The 18,955-nt window shown below is 69.2% G+C and carries 24 protein-coding genes; 11 read left to right on the plus strand and 13 right to left on the minus strand.

The features are described 5' to 3' along the window. Positions 1-27 precede the first annotated feature (27 nt). Together BJY22_RS00940 and BJY22_RS42790 are read left to right on the plus strand one after the other, a co-directional pair. Complete coding sequence (locus BJY22_RS00940) at positions 28-1,284, plus strand: sensor histidine kinase (protein WP_167203288.1); 1,257 nt, start codon at positions 28-30, stop codon at positions 1,282-1,284. Then, positions 1,277-1,954 carry a response regulator gene (locus BJY22_RS42790; protein ID WP_167203289.1) on the plus strand — a complete coding sequence of 226 codons (678 nt, stop codon included), beginning with the start codon at positions 1,277-1,279 and terminating at the stop codon, positions 1,952-1,954. Before BJY22_RS00940 ends, BJY22_RS42790 begins: the two co-directional genes overlap by 8 nt. Here BJY22_RS42790 and BJY22_RS00950 read toward each other — a convergent pair. Further along, positions 1,951-2,448, minus strand: coding sequence for a heme-binding beta-barrel domain-containing protein (locus BJY22_RS00950; protein ID WP_167203290.1), 498 nt, complete (start codon positions 2,446-2,448; stop codon positions 1,951-1,953). The two genes, BJY22_RS42790 and BJY22_RS00950, sit on opposite strands and share 4 nt — an antisense overlap. A gap of 166 nt (positions 2,449-2,614) precedes the next feature. Here BJY22_RS00950 and BJY22_RS00955 point away from each other — a divergent pair, with 166 nt between their 5' ends. Beyond that, entirely contained in the window at positions 2,615-2,977 is a 363-nt protein-coding gene (locus BJY22_RS00955; RefSeq protein ID WP_167203291.1) for a DsrE family protein, read from the plus strand. A gap of 177 nt (positions 2,978-3,154) precedes the next feature. Here the strand turns inward: BJY22_RS00955 and BJY22_RS00960 are convergent, their stop codons facing one another. Next, positions 3,155-5,035, minus strand: coding sequence for a hypothetical protein (locus BJY22_RS00960; RefSeq protein WP_167203292.1), 1,881 nt, complete (start codon positions 5,033-5,035; stop codon positions 3,155-3,157). Next, the gene (locus tag BJY22_RS00965; protein ID WP_337757939.1) at positions 5,035-5,592 is read right to left on the minus strand and encodes a hypothetical protein; all 558 of its coding nucleotides are present in this window, start codon (positions 5,590-5,592) and stop codon (positions 5,035-5,037) included. Before BJY22_RS00965 ends, BJY22_RS00960 begins: the two co-directional genes overlap by 1 nt. 162 nt (positions 5,593-5,754) lie before the next feature. On the opposite strand from BJY22_RS00965, the gene BJY22_RS00970 reads away from it, so the two are divergent. Both BJY22_RS00970 and BJY22_RS00975 read left to right on the plus strand, forming a co-directional pair. After that, complete coding sequence (locus BJY22_RS00970; RefSeq protein WP_167203293.1) at positions 5,755-6,894, plus strand: molybdopterin-dependent oxidoreductase; 1,140 nt, start codon at positions 5,755-5,757, stop codon at positions 6,892-6,894. Continuing rightward, positions 6,891-7,340, plus strand: coding sequence for a hypothetical protein (locus BJY22_RS00975; protein ID WP_167203294.1), 450 nt, complete (start codon positions 6,891-6,893; stop codon positions 7,338-7,340). Before BJY22_RS00970 ends, BJY22_RS00975 begins: the two co-directional genes overlap by 4 nt. Here BJY22_RS00975 and BJY22_RS00980 read toward each other — a convergent pair. Continuing rightward, positions 7,283-8,107 (minus strand): beta-keto acid cleavage family enzyme, encoded by an 825-nt coding sequence (locus BJY22_RS00980; RefSeq protein ID WP_167203295.1) that lies wholly within the window; start codon positions 8,105-8,107, stop codon positions 7,283-7,285. The two genes, BJY22_RS00975 and BJY22_RS00980, sit on opposite strands and share 58 nt — an antisense overlap. Before the next feature lie 128 nt (positions 8,108-8,235). Here BJY22_RS00980 and dtd point away from each other — a divergent pair, with 128 nt between their 5' ends. Further along, positions 8,236-8,661, plus strand: coding sequence for a D-aminoacyl-tRNA deacylase (gene dtd, locus BJY22_RS00985; RefSeq protein WP_167203296.1), 426 nt, complete (start codon positions 8,236-8,238; stop codon positions 8,659-8,661). An 87-nt stretch (positions 8,662-8,748) separates the two neighbouring features. On the opposite strand, the gene BJY22_RS00990 is transcribed toward dtd, so the two are convergent. From BJY22_RS00990 to BJY22_RS01020, 7 genes are all read right to left on the minus strand, one after another. Continuing rightward, positions 8,749-9,915 (minus strand): choice-of-anchor P family protein, encoded by a 1,167-nt coding sequence (locus BJY22_RS00990; RefSeq protein WP_337757940.1) that lies wholly within the window; start codon positions 9,913-9,915, stop codon positions 8,749-8,751. Positions 9,916-10,278: 363 nt separating this feature from the next. After that, entirely contained in the window at positions 10,279-10,575 is a 297-nt protein-coding gene (locus tag BJY22_RS00995; protein ID WP_167203298.1) for a DUF1416 domain-containing protein, read from the minus strand. A gap of 3 nt (positions 10,576-10,578) precedes the next feature. Next, positions 10,579-11,427 carry a sulfurtransferase gene (locus tag BJY22_RS01000; RefSeq protein WP_167203299.1) on the minus strand — a complete coding sequence of 283 codons (849 nt, stop codon included), beginning with the start codon at positions 11,425-11,427 and terminating at the stop codon, positions 10,579-10,581. Between the two features lie 15 nt (positions 11,428-11,442). Next, positions 11,443-11,889 (minus strand): DUF4395 domain-containing protein, encoded by a 447-nt coding sequence (locus tag BJY22_RS01005; RefSeq protein ID WP_167203300.1) that lies wholly within the window; start codon positions 11,887-11,889, stop codon positions 11,443-11,445. 288 nt (positions 11,890-12,177) lie between these two features. Next, entirely contained in the window at positions 12,178-13,239 is a 1,062-nt protein-coding gene (locus BJY22_RS01010; RefSeq protein WP_167203301.1) for an RDD family protein, read from the minus strand. Positions 13,240-13,299: 60 nt separating this feature from the next. Then, positions 13,300-13,731, minus strand: coding sequence for a thioredoxin domain-containing protein (locus BJY22_RS01015; RefSeq protein WP_167203302.1), 432 nt, complete (start codon positions 13,729-13,731; stop codon positions 13,300-13,302). A 45-nt stretch (positions 13,732-13,776) separates the two neighbouring features. Then, entirely contained in the window at positions 13,777-14,190 is a 414-nt protein-coding gene (locus tag BJY22_RS01020; RefSeq protein WP_167203303.1) for an HIT family protein, read from the minus strand. Between the two features lie 42 nt (positions 14,191-14,232). Here BJY22_RS01020 and arfB point away from each other — a divergent pair, with 42 nt between their 5' ends. Genes arfB through BJY22_RS01040 form a run of 4 tightly spaced genes read left to right on the plus strand, consistent with a single transcriptional unit; the run spans position 14,233 to position 16,472 of the window. Next, positions 14,233-14,646 (plus strand): alternative ribosome rescue aminoacyl-tRNA hydrolase ArfB, encoded by a 414-nt coding sequence (gene arfB / locus BJY22_RS01025; protein WP_337757941.1) that lies wholly within the window; start codon positions 14,233-14,235, stop codon positions 14,644-14,646. 31 nt (positions 14,647-14,677) lie between these two features. Then, the gene (locus BJY22_RS01030) at positions 14,678-15,307 is read left to right on the plus strand and encodes a hypothetical protein (protein ID WP_167203305.1); all 630 of its coding nucleotides are present in this window, start codon (positions 14,678-14,680) and stop codon (positions 15,305-15,307) included. Continuing rightward, positions 15,304-15,870: a DUF4352 domain-containing protein gene (locus BJY22_RS01035; protein ID WP_167203306.1), complete on the plus strand. Its 567-nt coding sequence runs from the start codon at positions 15,304-15,306 to the stop codon at positions 15,868-15,870. Before BJY22_RS01030 ends, BJY22_RS01035 begins: the two co-directional genes overlap by 4 nt. Next, positions 15,867-16,472 carry a hypothetical protein gene (locus tag BJY22_RS01040; protein ID WP_167203307.1) on the plus strand — a complete coding sequence of 202 codons (606 nt, stop codon included), beginning with the start codon at positions 15,867-15,869 and terminating at the stop codon, positions 16,470-16,472. Before BJY22_RS01035 ends, BJY22_RS01040 begins: the two co-directional genes overlap by 4 nt. Here the strand turns inward: BJY22_RS01040 and BJY22_RS01045 are convergent. Beyond that, positions 16,435-17,799, minus strand: coding sequence for a hypothetical protein (locus BJY22_RS01045; RefSeq protein ID WP_238350624.1), 1,365 nt, complete (start codon positions 17,797-17,799; stop codon positions 16,435-16,437). The two genes, BJY22_RS01040 and BJY22_RS01045, sit on opposite strands and share 38 nt — an antisense overlap. A gap of 37 nt (positions 17,800-17,836) precedes the next feature. After that, the gene (locus BJY22_RS01050; RefSeq protein ID WP_167203308.1) at positions 17,837-18,076 is read right to left on the minus strand and encodes a MoaD/ThiS family protein; all 240 of its coding nucleotides are present in this window, start codon (positions 18,074-18,076) and stop codon (positions 17,837-17,839) included. Between the two features lie 161 nt (positions 18,077-18,237). Here BJY22_RS01050 and BJY22_RS01055 point away from each other — a divergent pair, with 161 nt between their 5' ends. Continuing rightward, on the plus strand, positions 18,238-18,951 hold the full coding sequence (locus BJY22_RS01055) for a winged helix-turn-helix domain-containing protein (RefSeq protein WP_167203309.1): 714 nt from the start codon (positions 18,238-18,240) through the stop codon (positions 18,949-18,951). Positions 18,952-18,955: the final 4 nt, after the last annotated feature.

Raw genomic sequence — 18,955 nt, forward strand, 5'->3', positions numbered from 1 at the left:
CGCACCGGAGGGGGCAGACTGTTCGGCATGAAGCATCGGCCGTGGGAGCTGCGCCGCCAGGTTCTCTGGTTGCAGACCGTCACGGTCACGGTACTCATAGCGATGGTGTGGATCGTGATGGTCAGCCGTTCGCGCGCACAGGCCCTGCGCGACGAGGCCGCGAGCGGGATCCCCGCGCCGAACTGGTGGGAACTGGCCCGGCTGGACCTGCGGTCGATGCTCGGCATCGCGAGTCTCATGCTCGGTGTCGCGATCGCCGGCAACGCGCTCGTCACCTGGCGGGTACGGCGGGCCACCCGGGGCGTGGGGACGCAGTCGCTGGCGCGGATGCTCGACTTCTACGAGGGCGTGCTTCATGCGGCGCGGGAAGGGCTGATCCTGCTCGACCTCGACGGCCGGGTCCAGCTCGCGAACGACGAGGCGCTGACGCTGCTCGGTCTCCGCGAGGTCGTGCCCGGTACGCCGTCCGCGGAGCTTCATCTCGGCGCCCCGCTCGCCGAGTTGCTCGCGACCGGGCGGAGGGCGTACGACGAGCTGTACCTCGGCGCGCAGGGCGTCGTGGTCGTGAACCAGCAGCCGTCCGGGCGCGGGCGGATCGTCACGCTGCGGGACCACACGCAGCTGCAGCGCTTGCTCGGCGAGCTGGACGCCGTACGAAGCCTGGCGGAATCGCTGCAGGCACAGAATCATGAGGCGTCGAACCGGCTGCACACCGTCGTCAGCCTGATCGAGATCGGGAAACCTGAACGGGCACGGGAGTTCGCGGTGTCGGAGCTGCAGTTCGCGCAGGCGATGACGGACCGGGTCGTCGGCACGGTCGGCGATCCCGTGCTCGCATCGTTGCTGTTGGCAAAGTTGTCGCAGGCGCAGGAGCGGGGCGTCGTACTGACTCTCGACCTCGGCCGTGAGGCGCTGAACACCCGGCTGCCGGCGCAGGACGTGGTGACCGTGGTCGGAAACCTGCTGGACAACGCGATCGAGGCCGCGCGCGGCGGGCCCGCGCCGCGGAAGGTCGAGTTCCGGGCGGCGACGACCGCGGATGCCATTGACCTGATCGTCACGAACACGGGCGCCGAGCTGGGGTCGGTGGAGCTGGCGCACATGTTCGAGCGTGGATGGACGACGAAGGACGAGCCGGGACACGGGCTGGGCCTCGTGCTGGTGCGCAGCACGGTCGAGCGGTGGCAGGGTTCGCTGATGGTGGATCCGGACTCCGAACTGGCCGACGTACCGGCGTTGACCGTGCGGGTGCGGCTGCCGCGGGCGGTGAGCGCCAGTGCCTGACCTACGCGTGCTCGTCGTCGAGGACGATCCCGTCGCCGCGGAGGCCCATCGCACGTACGTCGACCGGCTGCCCGGGTTCGCGTGCGTCGGGATCGCCGGTACTGCGGGGCGTGCACTGCAGGTGCTCGCGCGCGGGGACGTGGACGTGGTGCTGCTCGACATGCACCTGCCGGACGGGCACGGGCTGGACGTCGTACGGCGGATGCGTGCCCTCGGCAACCAGACCGACGTGGTCGCGGTGACGTCGGCGCGGGAGGTCGCGGCGGTGCAGGCGGCGGCGCGGATCGGGGTTGTGCAGTATGTTCTGAAGCCGTTCGCGTTCGAGACGTTGCGGGACCGGTTGACGGCGTACGCGCGGCAACGCCGGGCCGCCTCACTGGGTGAGGTCGTCGCGGATCAGGACGAGGTCGACCGGTTGTTGCATCCGGCAACCGTTTCGTCGGTCCCGAAAGGGCTTGCGGGCGGGGTGCTGGATCGCGTCGTGCAACTGCTCGCGAACCGGGAAGGATGGACCGCGGAGGAGATCGCGACGTCGCTGGGTACGTCGCGGATCACGGCACGCCGATACCTCGAGCACCTCGCAGACCAGGGACAGGCGCTACGGACGCAACGCTACGACGGACGCAGCGGGCGGCCGAAGGTCGAGTACTCCTGGGTCGCCGAAAGTTAGTTCGCGCGGACGAGGGTCGCCCACAGGTGGGGCTGGAGGGCCTGGCCTTCGGCGGCCATGTCGTAGGCCCAGAGGAGTTCACCGTTCACGAGGCCGTAGAGGCGGTGGCCGGCGGTGACTTCCTTGGCGGTCACGGTGCGGGCCACGACGTCCGTCCGGAGCTCGATCTTGGCGCCGTCGATGTCGCCGTACCAGATCTCCGCGATCCCGGTCGGGTGCGCCAGGATCAGCTCGACCTTGTTGTCGGGCTGCGGGCGCCAGAACCCGGTCTCGACCGCGAGCGGCCGCTGCTTCGTACCGTCCTCGCCGACGACGAACGTCTGGCTGACGTAGTGCAGGTACGGCTTGCCGTTGTGCGTGAAGTCGATCTGCTGCCCGAACTCGAACTTCTCGATCGTCGGGTAGTCGCCGTGCCCGCGGCCCTCCCAGCGACCGAGCAGCCACGCGAGCGGCATCAGGTCGGGGTGCAGGTCCTGCGGGATCTCGAACGCCATGGGGTCACTCAGTTCGTGCCGCGGCCGCGGTACAGCCGGTAGACGACGAACGCCGAGAACCAGCCCATGAACACACAGACCAGGACCAGCAGCGTGGTGAAGACGACGTGCAGCACGTTGGTCAGTCTAGAGGATGCGTACGGCGGCCTTCGGCTACGGTGGCGTGATGTCCCGCACGCTGGTGATCAAACTGACCGCAGGCGCCGAAGAGCCCGAGCGCGCCAACCAGGCCTTCACCGTCGCCGCCACCGCCGTCGCCGCCGGCGCTGACGTCTCCCTCTGGCTGACCGGGGAGGCGGTCTGGTTCGCCGTCCCCGGCCGGGCCGAGACCTTCGAACTCCCCCACGCCGCACCGCTGAGCGACCTCCTCACCGCGGTGCTCGAAGGCGGCCAACTGACCGTCTGCACCCAGTGCGCGAAGCGCCGCAACCTCACCGAATCGGACCTCCTCCCCGGCATCCGGGTTGCCGGCGCCCCCGCCTTCACCGAGGAAATCCTCACCGACAACGCCCAGGCGATCGTCTACTAGCGCGCATCCGCGTGCGGGCGCCAGCAGACAAGCCAGCGCCCGAGTCCCACCGCGCGCGGCGGCCGGCGAGAGAGGCTTGTGCGGTGGCCGACGGGTGGCCTTGGGCGGGGTTTGGCCGGTCAGCGCATGTTGTGAGGGCTGACCGGCCGTTGCGCTTGGCGGGTGTGGATGGCTCGGTCAGCGGCGGGTGAGGCCACCGTCGTCGTTGCGGCCTCGGTCGCGGTCGGCTGTGCGGTCGCGGGCCAGCTGACCTGCGGTGCCCGGGCGTTCGCTGGTCGCCGCGTTCTCCTGGTAGTTGGGCGCGTCTGCGGCGGGTCCAACGCCGGACTGCGTCGTTCTGTTCAGGTCGGCCTTCTCCTGGGGTGGGAGGTCCTGGCCGGGGGTGCGGTTCTGGTTCGCTGCGCGCGCCTCGTTGAGGACCGGCTCCTCGATGGGAGGCTCCTGCGGACGCCGCTGGCTCTGCCGGCCCTGGCCGTCCGTGCCCTGTCTGCCCTGGGCCTGACCGTCCTGTCCGTCCTGGCCGAGGTCCGCCGTCTCGTTCACCGCCGTCTGGGAAGCCTGGGCGATCTTCTGCGTATCGGGCCCCTTCGGCTGCGCGACCTGGCCGACATCCTGCCCACCCGCCTGCATCCCCTGCCCCGCCTGCTGCCCATCCACCTGCTGCGTGTCGACCTGCTGCGGGTCCACCTGCGGAGCCTCGACCTGCTGAGCGTCGACCTGCTGAGCGTCGACCTGCTGGGTGCTTACCTGCTGCGGGTCCACCTGCTGCGGGTCTACCTGCTGGGTGTCCAGCTGCGGGGTCTCGGTTTGCTGGGGGTCTTGGCCGGTCTCGGCCTGGTCCAGGTCGGTGGTGTCCTGGTCTAGGGCCTCGGTGTCGCGGTCGGAGACGTAGGGGTTGACGTCGTCCTGTGACAGGTCCTCGGTGGCGCGCCCCTCGTCGGCTACGTACGGGTTGACGCCGTCGTTCTGGGCGTCGAGGTCGGTCTGCTGTCCGTCCGTGGCCAGCTCCGAGTCGCCGAACTCGTTGTCCGCGTCAAGGTCCGAGTCGAGGTCCGAGTCCAGCTGTGGCTCCTGGGACTCGTTGGCCTGCTCGAATCTGGGGTTGTCCGTCACGTACGGGCTGGGGGCCTCCTGCGAAGGATCGGCCAGCGCGTTGTCGACCTCCGAGTCCAGCTGCGGGTCCTGGCTGTCGAGGGCCGGGTCCTGCGCGCGGTCCGCCTCGTCGGTGACGTACGGGCTCGGCTGCTGCTCGTTGTCGGCCTCGGCCTGCGGCTGGTTGTCGGCCCCGTTCGCGGGGTCCTGCTGCTCGCCGGTCCCGTCGCGGTCCTGCTCAGCCTGCTCGGACTGCTCGGACTGCTGATCCCGCTGATCCTGCTCGGCCTGCTCGCGCTGCCGATCGTCCAGCTCGTCGTCGAGCGCTTCCGCCGCGACCGCACCGCCGGCCGCCACCCCCGCGGCAGTCGCCGGATCGATCCCATCCTCGCGTTGCTGCTGCTGGCGGTCCGGATCCTCGCGCTTGCGGCGTTCCTCGTCCGCCTGCGCCCGATCCGCCGCACGCCGCTGGGCCGCGTCGTCCACGCCGTCGCCGTCGCGGTCGTTGGCGTTGTCGTTCTGCTGGTCGTTCTCGTCCCGGCGCTCGGTCGAGTCGTCGCGGCGGTCCCGGTCGAGGTCGGTTCGATTCTGGTAATCGTCGGGGATGCCGTCCCGGTCGAGGTCGTTGTTCCGTTCCTGGTCCTGCTGGCGCCTCAGCTCCTCGTTCCGCTCCTCGAGGGCCCGGTTCTGGTTCTCGAGATCGGCGTTCGCGGCAGCCAGCTCGGCCACACGCTCCATGTCCCGGGTTCGGTTGGGCCCGTCGGTCCGCCGCATCAGCCGATCGGCCTCGGGGTCCCACCTCCCGCGGGACACCGAGTCCTCGAGCGAGACGCGCTTTCGCTGGAAGCGACTGAGCAGATTCTGGGCCAGCCGGCTTCCCTGACGCACTACCTGACGAACGCGCTGATACGCGGCGAGCAGATACTGGAAGAGTTCGTCTGTAGCCTCGTCGCCTGTAGTCGACATCACGCCACCTCGTTCGCATAGACGGAGTACCCGAAGCCGGCGGCGGTTTCGCCGGGTGCCGGCTGAGACGCGTACAGGTGGAACTCGGCTCCGGGCCGCAGCCAGACCGCGAGATGCCGGCGACGGCCCCGCCACTCCAGCGGCACCCGCGGGTCGTCCCCGGGGCCGACGTACACGGGCGGACCCCAGTGCCGCCGGGCGAGCTCGAGCTGGCCGGGCCAGTACGTGTCGAGCCCTTCCTCGGCCTGCGGCAGCTCCGACGGACCGATCTCGTACGCCGACCAGCCGCTGCGCGGGCTCTCGGGCAGGACGGCGTCCGGCAGCACGAGCATCACCGTCTCGCGCTGGGTCACCAGACCCCAGGTGTACCGATCGGGATCGATGTTGCCCGGCGCCCACGGGCGCCAGCCGGTGGCGGCGGTGACGCGATTGACCAGGGCGCGGATCGCATCCATCCCGGTCTCCGGCGGGCCCCAGACGGGCCGCCAGTCGACGACCTCGGCCAGATCCGCCATTGCGCGTTCGTCATCGTCGAACGACCGCTCCTGCGTCTTCACTCCGCCACTCCTTCCGTCAAGTTCGCCCAGAGTATGCCCCGACCGGTACCACCAGCAGCCGTACAGACGCAGACCTGTGGATAACTGGTTCCGGGTACGCCGTTCGCGAGCAGTAACCGCACAACGGCGTCCACCAGCCGCCGGCGGGGTTGTAGTAGAACCATGAAGCTCCCGGCACCTCCGACGGAGAAGTCGTTCCCGTCGCCGCTGCATCACCCGCGGGTGGCGACCGTCATCGGCCGCTGGCTCGGGATCGCCGTGGCGGTCTGCTTCCTGACCGGGCTCTACAGCCACTTCCAGCAGGACGGCCCGGCCTGGCTGCAGTTCCCCAGCCGTCCCGCCAACCTGTACCGCGTAACGCAGGGCCTGCACGTGCTCAGCGGGACCGTCGCCGTCCCGTTGCTGCTGGCAAAGCTGTGGACCGTCTACCCGAAGCTGTTCGCCAAGCTGAACCCGAAGGCCGTCGGGCCGACGATCGAGCGGCTGTCGATCCTGGTACTGGTGTCCTCGATGGCGCTCGAACTGTTCATCGGCTTCCTCAACACCGTGCAGTGGTATCCGTGGCCGTTCCCGTTCCGCCAGACCCACTACGCGCTGGCGTGGATCATCGTCGGCGCGCTCCTCGTCCACGTCGCCGTCAAGCTCCCGCTGATCCGCGCCCACTGGCGCCGTACGCCGGAACTCACCCCGGAGTCGTTGCCGCCGGACGTCACCGGCCTCACCCGCCGCGGCCTGTTCCGTACGGTCGCCGGCGCCGCGACCCTCGTCGGCATCACGTCGGTCGGACAGTCCGCGCCGCCGCTCGGCCCGGTCGCCGTCCTCGCACCGCGCAAGCCGAACGTCGGTCCGCAAGGCCTGCCGGTGAACCGTACGGCGGAAGCGGCCGGCGTCACCGGGATCGACGCGAACTGGCGGCTGACGATTGTGGGCCCGCGGCAACTGTCCTACACGCTCGACGAGCTCCGGCGTCTTCCGCAGAATCGCTCCAGCCTGCCGATCGCCTGCGTCGAGGGGTGGAGTCAGGGCGCGCGGTGGGAGGGGGTGCGGATCCGGGACCTGCTCGAGCTCTGTGGTGCTCCGAAGGAGTCCCGGGTGCGGGTGGTGTCGATGGAGAAGGGTGGGTTCTATGCGACGAGTGAGCTGCCGGAGGAGTTCGCGGCTGATCCGTTGACGTTGCTGGCGTTGCGGCTGAATGGCTCCGAGCTGGCCCTCGACCACGGGTTTCCGGCGCGGATCATTGCGCCTAATCGGCCAGGGGTGTTGCAGACCAAGTGGGTTCATCGGCTGGAGGTTGTCGGGTGAGGCTGCGGATCGGATTACTCGTCGCCGGGGTGGTGATGGCTCTGTGGGGTGGTTGGGAGTTGACCACTGCCTTGGACGGGCGAGCGTTGGTGCGGTTGCCGTTGTGGCTGGCCGGCGCGGTGGTGGTGGATGACTTCGTGCTGGTGCCGTTGACCGTTGGTGTCGGGTGGATGGTCACGCGCTGGTCGACCGGGCCGGGGCGGCATCGGACAGTCGGTGCGGTGCGGACGACGGTGTTGTACGTCGGGATCACCAGTCTGATCGCGGTGCCGTTGCTGCTGCGTCAGGGCAAGGGGCCGAATCCGACCGTGCTCCCCCGCGATTATCTCCGCGACTGGTTATTGCTCGAAGCAACGATCGTGGCCGGCGGTGTGATCGGCTACGTCGTTCAGCGCTTCACGTTGAGCAGGTCGCGGGCCTCGTCCGGCGACATCGGCGGCCGCTGAGCCAGCGTCGCCAGGGCGGCCGCGCGCTCGACGAGCTCGGCGTTGTGCGTGACGGGATGCCCCTTCGCCAGCGTCAGCGTGTCCTCCATCCCGACCCGGAGGTTGCCGCCCTTCGACAGTGCGGCCAGCGCCACCGTCAACGACGTACGGCCGATGCCTGTGGCGGACCAGGACGTGACGGCGTCGGGAAGGGCGTTGACGGCCGCAACGAGCGCGTCCGCCGTACCGGGCATGCCGCCGGGGACGCCCATCACCAGGTCACAGTGCACGCGACCGCCGTACGGCAGGCCGTACTTGTCCAGCAGCCGGTGCAGCGCGACGACGTGCCCGAGGTCGAACAGCTCGAACTCCGGAACGACCTCCCGCTCCTGCGTGAGTTGGTAGAGCTGCGTGACGAACGGCCACGGGTTCATGAACACGTCGTCGCCGAAGTTCACGGTGCCCATCGTCAACGAGCAGGAGTCCGGCGCGGCATCCAGCACCCGCAACCGGTCCTCGTACGGATCCGTCACGGCACCGCCCGTGGACAGCTGAACGACCAGCGCGGTGTTCTCCCGCACCGCCGCGACCGTGTCGGTCAGCCGCCCCAGGTCCAGCGTCGGCCTGTGCTCGCCGTCGCGGATGTGGATGTGGATCATCGCCGCTCCCGCGGCCTCACAGCGCTTCGCGGTCTCGACCAGCTCGTCGAGCGTGGTCGGCAACGCCGGGCAGTCCGCCTTCGCGGTCTCGGCCCCGGTGGGAGCAACAGTGATCAGAGTCGACGCCATGGACGAATCCTGCCAGATCGGGTCCGGAAACGAGATATCGTCCGGTCAGACGGTTCGATGACCGGACGATCTTCCGCGCGAGACCCCATGACCCGCCGCGACGGAGTCGTGGCATATATACAGTGCACATGAGAGCCGTAGTACAGCGAGTCAGTCAGGCGTCGGTCAGCGTGGACGGCGAGGTGGTCGGGGCGATCGAGGGACCCGGGCTGCTGGTCCTGCTCGGCGTCACCCACGACGACACCCCGGAGAAGGCGGCCGCGCTCGCCGCGAAGATCTGGACCCTCCGCATCCTGCACGACGAACGCTCCGCCGCCGACGAGCAGGCCCCGATCCTCGCCATCAGCCAGTTCACGCTGTACGCCGATACGCGCAAGGGCCGCCGCCCGTCGTGGAGCGCCGCCGCCCCGGGCCCCGTCTCCGAGCCGCTGTACGACTCGTTCTGCGCGGCCCTCGAAGCCCTCGGCGCCAAGGTCGAACGCGGCGTCTTCGGAGCGAACATGCAGGTCTCCCTCACCAACGACGGCCCGGTCACGCTGATCCTCGACGCCTGACAACGAACCGGCCCCCGGATCCGCAGGGGATCCGGGGGCCGGGTGTTCTGGGTCGGTGAGGTTCGACTCAGAGGGGGTCTGCTGAAATCAGCTGACGACGCCCGCGGCCGAGTGGCCGACGATGACCTTGGTGTTCAGGCTGTAGACGTCGACGACCAGCGCGTTCACCGAGATGTAGCGCTTCTGCCGCATGACCTGGTTGAAGGTCAGCTTCGCCACACCCGGGATCTCCAGGGTCTGGTTCTCGCCGGTCTTCACCGGGTACGTCTTGTTGCCGACCTTGATCGAGGCGATGCTCGAGGACGAGCTCACGCCGGCCTTGCCGTCCTTGGTCTTCCACGCCGAGGCCGAGGACTCGACCGCGCCGATGGACAGGGTGCCGACCTTCACGCCCGCGACGTGCGAGGTGAAGTTGATGTAGGACTTGCCCTCGCCGATGGCGCCGTTCTTGGTGGTGTAGACACCGCCGACGTAGGCGACCTTCGGGATGTTCAGCTCGCCGACCGCGACCTTGACCGTCTTGCCCTCAGTACCCTGGCAGGTGGTCTGGAGCGACGTCGGGCCGGAGACGACCAGCTTGTCGGCCTGCGCCTTCGTGCCGTACGCGTCACCGATGACCAGCGCGGTCGCCGGCTTCGAGATCTCGGCGCGGGTCTTCAGCACCGCGACGTCGACGCCCTGCGGGATGTACTGGTTCTTCACCGTCGCGTGCAGCACGACCGCCTGCGCGTACGAGTAGATGCCGGAACCGGTCTTCACGCCGCCGACACGGTTCAGCACGATGTAGCCGAGGCCCGGAACGGCGACCTTGGTGTTCGGCTTCGGGTTGAGCAGCGACGGCACCGAGATCGCGCCGATCTTCACACCCGCGAAGGTCGTGGAGCCGGTGTAGGACAGCTGGCCCTTCGAGTACTTCGACGTGGTGGTGGTCTTCACGCCGGTCAGCGTGAGCAGGTTGCCGACCTTGATGTCGACGGCCGACGCGTTGCTGGTGACGCCCGTCCCGCTCTTGTCGTTGAACGCGTGCGTGTCGGTCTTCACCGAGCGCGCGATCGCCTGGTTGTTCACGTTCGCCGTGGCGAGGTCGTTCTTGTCAGCCTTGTTGGCGTCGGTGGTGCAGCCGAACTTGCTGACGACCTGCGGGCCGCTGTTCGCCAGACCGGATTGGACGTCGGTGCCGTACGAGTAACCGCTGTATCCGAAAACCGGCGAGGCGGATGCCGAACCCGAGGTCAGCGCGATCGTAGAAGCCACGCCGACAACCGCCGCAACTCCGACGGCAGCGAGCTTCTTGTATCCGATGCGGGGTCGCATTGACCCCTCCTCCCTGAGTGATGACGTGACCCGAAGTGCGGGTCAGGACACAGACACAACTCAGTCGATTGCGGTAGGTGACGAGCCGACCGCGCTCCGAGACCAAACCGTTACCTTGCCGCTCGCTCCACGAGATTTCCGGGGTCCGGCCGTAACCCGGCTGCGATGACCCGAAACCCACGATCCGCAAGCCTTCCCGGGCATGCCGAAGGGCCCGGACGCGCAAGGTCCGGGCCCCTCGGTGCTTACTTCAGGGTGGGCCACCGTCGGGTGGTGGTGGCACCTTCTGTAACGAACGACAGCTCAGACGGTGACGGCCACTTCCGCGACCTCGCCGTACTGCGCGACCACCTGGCGGTCGACCGGGTCGGCCTTCGGGGCCAGCGTGCGCAGCGTCCAGCTGCCCGGCGCCGCGAAGAACCGGAAGTGCCCGGTCGCCGAGGTCGGCACCTCCGCGGTGAACTCACCGGAGGAGTCCAGCAGCCGCACGTACGCGCCGCCGACCGGCTCCTCGCCGCGCAGCACCTGGCCCTGGATCACGGCTTCCTTGTCGACGTCCACGCCCTTGAGGTCGAGGCCGCCCTTTTTCGCTCCGCACATGTGTCAGGCCTTTCCGGGCTCGTCGCCGAGGGCAACGGGTACGCCGACCAGCGAACCCCACTCGGTCCAGGATCCGTCGTAGTTCTTCACGTTCTCCTGGCCGAGGATCTCGTGCAGCACGAACCAGGTGTGCGCCGAGCGCTCACCGATCCGGCAGTACGCGATGGTGTCCTTGCCGAAGTCCACACCCGCGTCGGCGTACAGCTGCTTGAGCTCGTCGTCGGCGCGGAACGTGCCGTCGTCGTTGGCCGCCTTGCTCCACGGGATGTTCGCGGCGGTCGGGATGTGGCCCGCGCGCTGCGCCTGCTCCTGCGGGAGGTGCGCCGGCGCGAGCAGCCGGCCGGCGTACTCGTCGGGGCTCCGGACGTCGACCAGGTTCTTCACGCCGATGGCCTCGCCGACCTCGTCGCGGAAGGCGCGGATGGTCAGGTCCGGGTCCTTCGCCTTGTACTCCGTGGCGTCGCGCTTCACGACCTCGTCGGTCAGCTCGCGGCTGTCCAGCTCCCAGCGCTTGCGGCCGCCGTCGAGCAGCCGGACATCACCGTGGCCGTAGAGCTTGAAGTACCAGTACGCGTACGCCGCGAACCAGTTGTTGTTGCCGCCGTACAGCACGACCGTGTCGTCGTTCTTGACGCCGCGCTCGGACAGCAGCGCCTCGAACTGCTCCTTGTTCACGAAGTCCCGCCGGACCGGGTCCTGCAGGTCGTCCTTCCAGTCCAGCTTGATCGCTCCGGCGATGTGGCCGGCGTCGTACGCCGAGACGTCTTCGTCGACCTCGATCAGGACAACGCCGTCGTCAGTCTTGTGCTCCTCGACCCAGTCGGCCGAGACGAGCGCGGATTCCCTGCTCATGTGTGCTGCCTCTTCTCAGTTGGTAGCGGTGGATGGCGTACGAATGCGGTGGATCAGCAGATAGGCCTCGCAACCGAGGCAGAGCCCGACGGCCGCGTTCACGAACGCGGCCACCAGGGCGAATCCGGTGGCGACCACTCCCAGCACGGTGGCGCCGGTCAGGAACCCGACCAGACCGGCGACCGCGAAGACCAGGCCGACCAGCTGGGCGAACCGCGGCGGGGCCGCGTCCTCCAGCTCCTTCGGCGGGCCCAGCCGGGGGCGGACCAGCCGCTTGAACAGCAGCCCGTACGGCGACGCCTGGACGCCGAACGCGACCGAGATCGCGAACACCACGGCTTGCACCGCGAGCGGCCAGGGACTGTTCAGTACGAGCGTCAGCGCGAGGACGACCGTGGTGACGCCGGCAGCGAACCGGAGACCCCGCGGGTCGACCTTGTGTGCCGTCTGTTGTTCGGACATGACGACTCCCGGTGAAGGAGGATGTCGAGCCGGACCCCGCCCGGGTATGCGGGAGGCGACGTACGCGGAACCGTGCTCAGCGACCGGTTCCGCAGCGCTCGGGACGCCGCCTGGTCAGCGGCGACGACACAGCGAAGAGCGCACGCGGCAGTTGTCCACTGCCCTGCGCTTCGTCAGCCATGTCGTGTAAACCACGGATCGAGACTACGGAACCTGGGCGGGCCTGCCGCCCCTGGTCCCATTCCGTGAGACAACTGATCACACTGCGGACAATCAGGCCGAGGACGGTCAGGTACGGATGACGTACGTCGACGCGACCTTGTCGTGCAGCGCCTGGTTCTTGTCGTCCCACAGCGGCCAGAGGTAGTCGAGCAGCGCGCCGAAGCTGGCCAGCGTGCCGACCAGCGGGATCAGCCCGGCCACGCTGAACAGGATCTGCAGGCCGTAGCGCTTGGCCACCGCCGATCCCGGCGGCGTGGCGGGGATCTCGGTGCCGTGCGTCAGGACAGCCGGTACGTAGTGGACCCTGATATTGAGGGCCATCTTGCCCGGCGTCGCGCCCTTCTTCGTGAGGAAGAGGTACTCGTACGCGAACGACACCGCGAAACCGATGAGGGTGGCCGGGATCATCCACTTGTAGACCTCGGGCGGCAGCGTGGCGGTCGACGCCGGCGTACCGGCCTCCGCGGCCCGCATCGTGTCGACGAAGTAGTCCACCAGCGACTGCGAGTACTGGTAGTAGAAGTAGCCGGTCAGCGGGAGGCCGATGATCCAGACGATGATGCTGTCGATGATCTTGGCGAACACCCGGCGCCACCAGCCGGAGAGCTGCCGGCCGTCCGGCGTGGTGTTGAGCCGCTGCCCGGGGTACCCGAAGCCCTGACCGGCCTGCGGGTGCGGCTGGTAGCCGCCCTGCGGGTAGGGCTGGTAGCCGCCCTGCTGCGGAACTCGCTGCCCGTACTGCGGCGGCTCCGGCTCGATCCGCTGCCCGTACTGCGGCGGCCCCGGCTGTCCGTACTGCGGTTGGCTCTGCTGCCCGTACTGCGGTTGGTTCTGCCCGTACTGCGGCTGACCCTGCTGGCCGTGCTGCGGCTGCTGCTGGCCGTACTGCGGCTGACCCTGCTGGCCGTACTGCGGTTGGCTCGGCTGTGCGCCGCCGAACACCTGGCCGTGCTGGGCGGACTGTCCGTACCTCGGGGCATCAGCCGGCCGCGGCTGGCCGAACTGCCCCTGGAACGGCGGCGGCCCCTGCTGCGGGCGACGCTGATCCGTCCAGGCGTTGCCGTCCCAGTACCGCTGCTGCGACGGGTCCTCGGGGTCGTCGTACCAACCTGCTGCTTGAGAGCTCACCGGGAGAGTCTTGCCTACCCCCGGGTCCGTTGGCCATCCGGTGGCAAGTACCGGACGCAGTCAGCTCGGCTGGCGGTCCATCGCAACTGCCAGCGCCGCGATCACGTCCGGCTTCCGGGGCGCTCCGCTGGCGCGCTTCACCACCGCACCGGTGCCGTCCAGCACCAGCGTGGTCGGCGTACGCAGGATGTCCAGCCGCCGGACCAGCTCCAGGTGCGACTCCGCGTCCAGCTCGACGTGGCGCACACCGTCGACCATGGTCTCGACCTCGGCCAGCGTCCGCCGCGTGGCGCGGCACGGCGCACAGAACGCCGACGAGAACTGCAGCAGCGTCGCCCGCTCGCCCAGCTCCCCGCCCAGCTCGGCGGCCGTCACCCGCTCCACGTCGTCCTCGCTCTTCCCGCGAAACCGCCCATCGACCCAGGCCTTGAGCGCACTGAGCACCACACCGGCAGCTACCGCGCCGGCAAGTACCCACAGTCCCAGGCTCACAGCTACCAACGGTACGACGCGCCGTTCATGATTCAACCGCCCGTTTCACGTGCTGAGAAGCACCTGTGGATCCGTGCTGAGCCGGTGCCGGGAGCGGCCGGTCGGCCAGGGCAGACAGTCGTCACCGTCCCCGGGGTACCGCGGCACGACGTGCAGATGGAGGTGGTCGACGCTGCGCCCGGAGTCCGGCCCGCTGGCGTTCAGCAGGCACACGCCGGTCGCCCCCAGCTTGTCCACCATCTTCTGTGCGATGCGCTGGGCCAGGTCGACCACGCGGCCCAGATCGTCCGGGTGTGCGTCCAGCAGACCTGCGGTCGTGTGACGACGCGGAACGACCAGGGTGTGCCCCGGCGCGATCTCCTCGCCCGGCAGCGGGAGGAACGCGACCGCGGTGTCCTCTTTGGCGATCCAGCGGGCCGAGTCGGCGGAAATGAGGCCGCAGAAGACACAGGCATCCATCTGGTGATTGTGCTCCGGTCTAATGGAGCTGTGGAGAGCGGAGTGACCGTACGGTCCGGGGTGGTGATTCCCGAGGCAGAGCTTGCGTGGCGGTTCTCGCGATCGAGCGGGCCGGGCGGGCAGTCGGTGAACACCACGGACAGCCGGGTCGAGCTGAGCTTCGACGTGGCGGGTACGTCGGCGTTGAGCGACGTACTGAAGACGCGGGCGCTCGAGCGGCTCCAGTCGCGGCTGGTGGACGGAGTGGTGACGATCGCCGCGTCGGAGTACAAGTCGCAGTGGCGCAACCGGGAGGCGGCGCGCGAACGGCTGGCGGAGCTGCTGCGGGAGGCGATCGCTCCGCCGCCCCGCAAACGCCGGCCGACCAAGCCGAGCAAGGCGTCGGTACGGCGCCGGCTCGACGACAAGAAACGCCGCGGCGAAACGAAGCGCCTCCGCGGCCGCCCGCACGACTGAGAGGCCCCCTTCCCTCGCTACGCTTGCCCGCGTGCGGGAAACGGGGAGCGGGGGGTCTGAACAGCCGGAGGAGCTTCCGGAGTTCCAGGACCTCAAGGTGCGGGGACGCTCGGTCCGGACGTGGGCACTCAGCGCCGGCGCCGTACTGCTGGCGATCTCGGCGGTCTTCGGCGGACTCGAGAAAGCCGACGACGAGACGCCGCAGGTGGAGGCGGGGACCGCGATCGACACCGGCCGCTTCGAGGTGACTGTCCAGCGGGTCGTCGTGGTGAAGGACCTGAAGCCGCTGTTCACCCCGGACAACGGTGGCGTCCTGATCGCGGTGGTGACCAAACTGAAGGTCACCGACGACACCGGGACGGTGCCGCCGTCGGACCTGGTCCGGCTGATCGGCGTCCCCGGCGTGAAGGACACCGACCGCCCGCTCGGCACCACCAACCTCAGGGACGCCACGATGAACCCGGTGCTCACCCCGGACGCGGCCGAGGACGTCGCCTACGTCTGGAAGCTGCCGAAGGCGAGCGCGCTCCCGACCGAGGTCAGGCTCACCGTGCAGGGCTACGAGCACGTCGCCGACTCGATCCTGGACCACCACGAGAAGTGGCTGCCGGACAAGATCGTCGCGGACAGCACAGTCAAGGTGAAGGACAACACCAAGTGAGGGGCCGCACACTGCTCAACGTCGCCCTCACACTGGCCGTGCTGGTCGCGATCGTCGGCCTGTACCGGCTGACGCCGACCCAGCAGGACATCCAGGATCCGACCCCGGTGAAGGGTGCCGTGGGGCGTGCGGTGCAGACCCCGCGGTTCGACCTGACCGTCGACGACGTCCGGGCCGGCAAGAAGCTCCGGATCCCGCGGGCGGCGCCGGACCGCGACTCGCTGACCGCCTTCGTGGTCGTCGACGCGACCGTCACCGCCAACCGGGAGCCGATGCACATCTTCGACGTCCGGATCAGGGCCGCCGACGGTGTCACCTATCTCGGCGCCAACCGCAGCGGCCTCGACCGGGTCGACCTGACCGGGACCGAGTTCGCGCCGGGCATTCCGGTCCGCGGCTCGTTCGTGGTCGAGATGCCGGCCGACAAGGTGCCCGGGGCAACGTTGCAGGTGATGGAGAAGTCGGCGATGAACGAGCTCGAGCCACAGATCACGGTCCCGCTCGGACCGGACCCGCTCGAGGTGCGGGACGTCGTCGACCTGACTGCTGCGAGCGACACGTGAGTGGCGCGCGCCGGGCCCGCCGCGGCTGGTTCCGGAAGAACACTGCCGCGCTCGCGACCCTGGTGGTGGCGATTCCGCTGGCCGGCTGGTGGACCACGCGGAGCGACTACAAGTCCTGGTACGACGCCGAGCCCCGCGATCCCGTGCTGGTGTCGGCGGGCGGGACGTCGTACAACGGCGCCACCTGGTACGCCGCGAGCGTCGAGCAGAACCCGCAGTCGTCGGAGCGCAGAACGCAGGATGCGCTGCCCGACGGAACCACGCGGATCCGGGTGTACTTCCGGCTGCAGGTGGACGACCTGTCCGCGCTCGAAGGCCTCGGCGGCTGCCGGATGCACCTGCGCGCGCCGGACGGCCGGATCTGGGACGAGACCACGGTTGCGGGCGACTACCAGGACCGTCCGACCGGTTGTACCGGCGGGACCGACGACAAGCCGTCGAGCTGGCGTGGTGCCGCGGCGCAGCACTACCTGAAGCCAGTGGCCGGGAAGCCGTTCGAGACGGTTGCCGTGTTCGTCGTACCGTCGTCTGTCGCCGGGACTGTGCAACCGACGATCACGTGGGCTACGAAGTTGCCTCAGTACCTGGCATTCCCGAGGTAGCCGCGCTCAGGTCCGTGACGCCGTGGTCGCCGGCCGGCTGCTCGTGGACCGCACGGGTGCGCGGGGTGAGGTAGCCGGCCAGGCCGCCGATCATCCGGTCGTACGCCGCGGCGAGCAGACTGACCTGCAGCATGATCTTGAGGCCGTCGGTGACCAGGGTCAGCGGCTCGTCGACGACCAGCCAGAACTGCAGTGTGTGCGGTCCGAGGACCCACAGCTTCAGGACGATCCAGACCGCGCTCGCGGCGAACGTGACGATCGCCCAGGCGAGAAAGTAGCCGAGCATCGGCCGCAGCCCCGAGCGGACGACCAGCCGGAACGCCTCCACGACAGGGGTCCAGCGGTCCTTCCAGTCGGCAACCATCGAGTTCCCGGCGACGCGGACGATCCGCGGCGTCCGCTGCCAGCGGTGGGTCAGGCGGTCGAAGCGCCAGCGCGGCTTGTCGGGTTTGCGCACCACGCGTCCGTAGATGACCGCGGTCATCGTGATCCACATCAACGGCAGCACGGCTGCGTCCCAGAGGTCGGCGATGCCCGCGGCGACGAAACCGGTGACCGTGTCCCACACCTCTCGCACCTGGTTGACGCCGAGCAGATGGTCGAGCACCCAGGCGTAGCCGTCCTGCAGCCATTGCCAGGCCTGGCGTTCCTTCAGCCAGGTCATCGGCGGCGGGATGACGGACGTGGCCTGGTACGCCACCACGAAGATCCACAGCGCCTCGAGGTAGGTGATGAAGAGCTTGCGGACCGGGCCTTCCTCGTCCTTCTTCCACTTCTTGAACGCGAAGCGGAGCAGGTACGCCGTGACGCCGAGGCCGATGAACAACCAGGTCGACAGCGACTGCAGGCCCTCCGACTGCTGCGGCACCGTACCGCCGCCGAGAATCGTGGCCACAGTCTCGTTGGCCTTGTGGGCGGCGAGTTGGTACTCGTAGTCGAGCGCCTCGTTCTGGAGGAACTTGTAGGCCGCGTAGAACGCCAGGAACGGGAGCAGGGCGGCGGCGATCGCGTCGAGCGGCCGGTGTTCTCTGCCGGGCTCCATGCCGTCCGGGGCCAGCGTGCCTTCGGTGACCGCCCGCCGGTGGAACGGCAGCTCGCCGCGGAGGACCAGGAACATGCTCACGTACATCGCGAGCGAGACCATCACCAGCATGGCCAGTACGGCGATGCCGGCCGCCTCGGCCTTGGCTCCTGCCTGTACTGCCACCCATTGCAGACCCCGGTGCGCCAGTTGCGCCACCAGGAAGACCGCGAGAAGGCGCGGCCAAGCCTTCCCGAACAGGACCCCCGCCCGCCCCACCGTAGTGAGTAGCGTCCCCGACTCCATCGCCACGGCGATGAATGTACCTCCCGGGGAGTCCTAGTCAGCCACCCGCGAAGGGCGGAAGGGCGTCGACGACGGCGCCCTGCGTGAGCGGCGTACTCGGGTCGGCGCGCTCACCGTCCAGGAGGAAGGTGCAGATCGACAGCACCCGCGCGAGCTCCGGCCTGTCGCTCGACACCTTGGTGACCAGGTCGCCGATCGACCCCGCCTCCGCGGTCGCCGACGACTCGCCCGCGGCCGACCGCGCGGCAGCGAAGTACCTGATGGTCACTTCCGGCATCTGGTCCGCGCCTCACTCGTCCGTTAAGTCTTCCGGTATTATGTCAGCTTGCTGCTAGACCCAGTGTGTCCCAGGCCCCCGGCAACGACGCCGTCGGGGCCTGTCGCGCACGAGGACCGGATCGCTGGCGCAGGGTCCGATGATCAGCACAAGGAGACGGCGTGAGCACGTTGCTGCTGCTGACGAACGCGCTGCAGGCCTCCACCGAGGTGCTGCCCTCACTCGCCCTGCTCCCGCACCAGATCCGCATCCTGCCGGCCGAGGTCGCCGCACTGGTCGACGCCCCGGACGCGGACGCCGTGCTGCTCGACGCGCGGCGGGATCTCGTCGCCGTCCGGAGCGCCTCACGGCTGATCCGGACGACCGGCATCGACGTACCGCTGATCCTGGTCGTCACCGAGGGCGGCCTGACCGCCGTCAACGCCGACTGGGGCGCGGACGACGTACTGCTCGACACCGCCGGCCCGGCCGAGATCGAGGCGCGGCTGCGGCTCGTCATCGGCCGCCTCGCCGCGACCCGCAACGAGGAGCCCGAGTCGACGCTGATCCGCAGCGGCGACGTGGTGATCGACGAGGCGTCGTACACCGCGAAGCTCAACGGCCGGGCGCTCGACCTGACGTACAAGGAGTTCGAGCTGTTCAAGTTCCTCGCGCAGCACCCGGGGCGGGTGTTCACGCGCGAGCAACTGCTCCAGGAGGTCTGGGGCTACGACTACTTCGGCGGTACGCGGACGGTCGACGTGCACGTACGGCGGCTGCGCGCCAAGCTCGGCCCCGAGCACGAGGCGCTGATCGGCACGGTCCGCAACGTCGGCTACCGCTTCGTCGTCCCGCCGGCGCCCAGCACGCGCGAACCCGCCGAAGCGAAGTCCTGACGGC

The organism is Kribbella shirazensis (assembly GCF_011761605.1).
GTDB lineage: Bacteria > Actinomycetota > Actinomycetes > Propionibacteriales > Kribbellaceae > Kribbella > Kribbella shirazensis.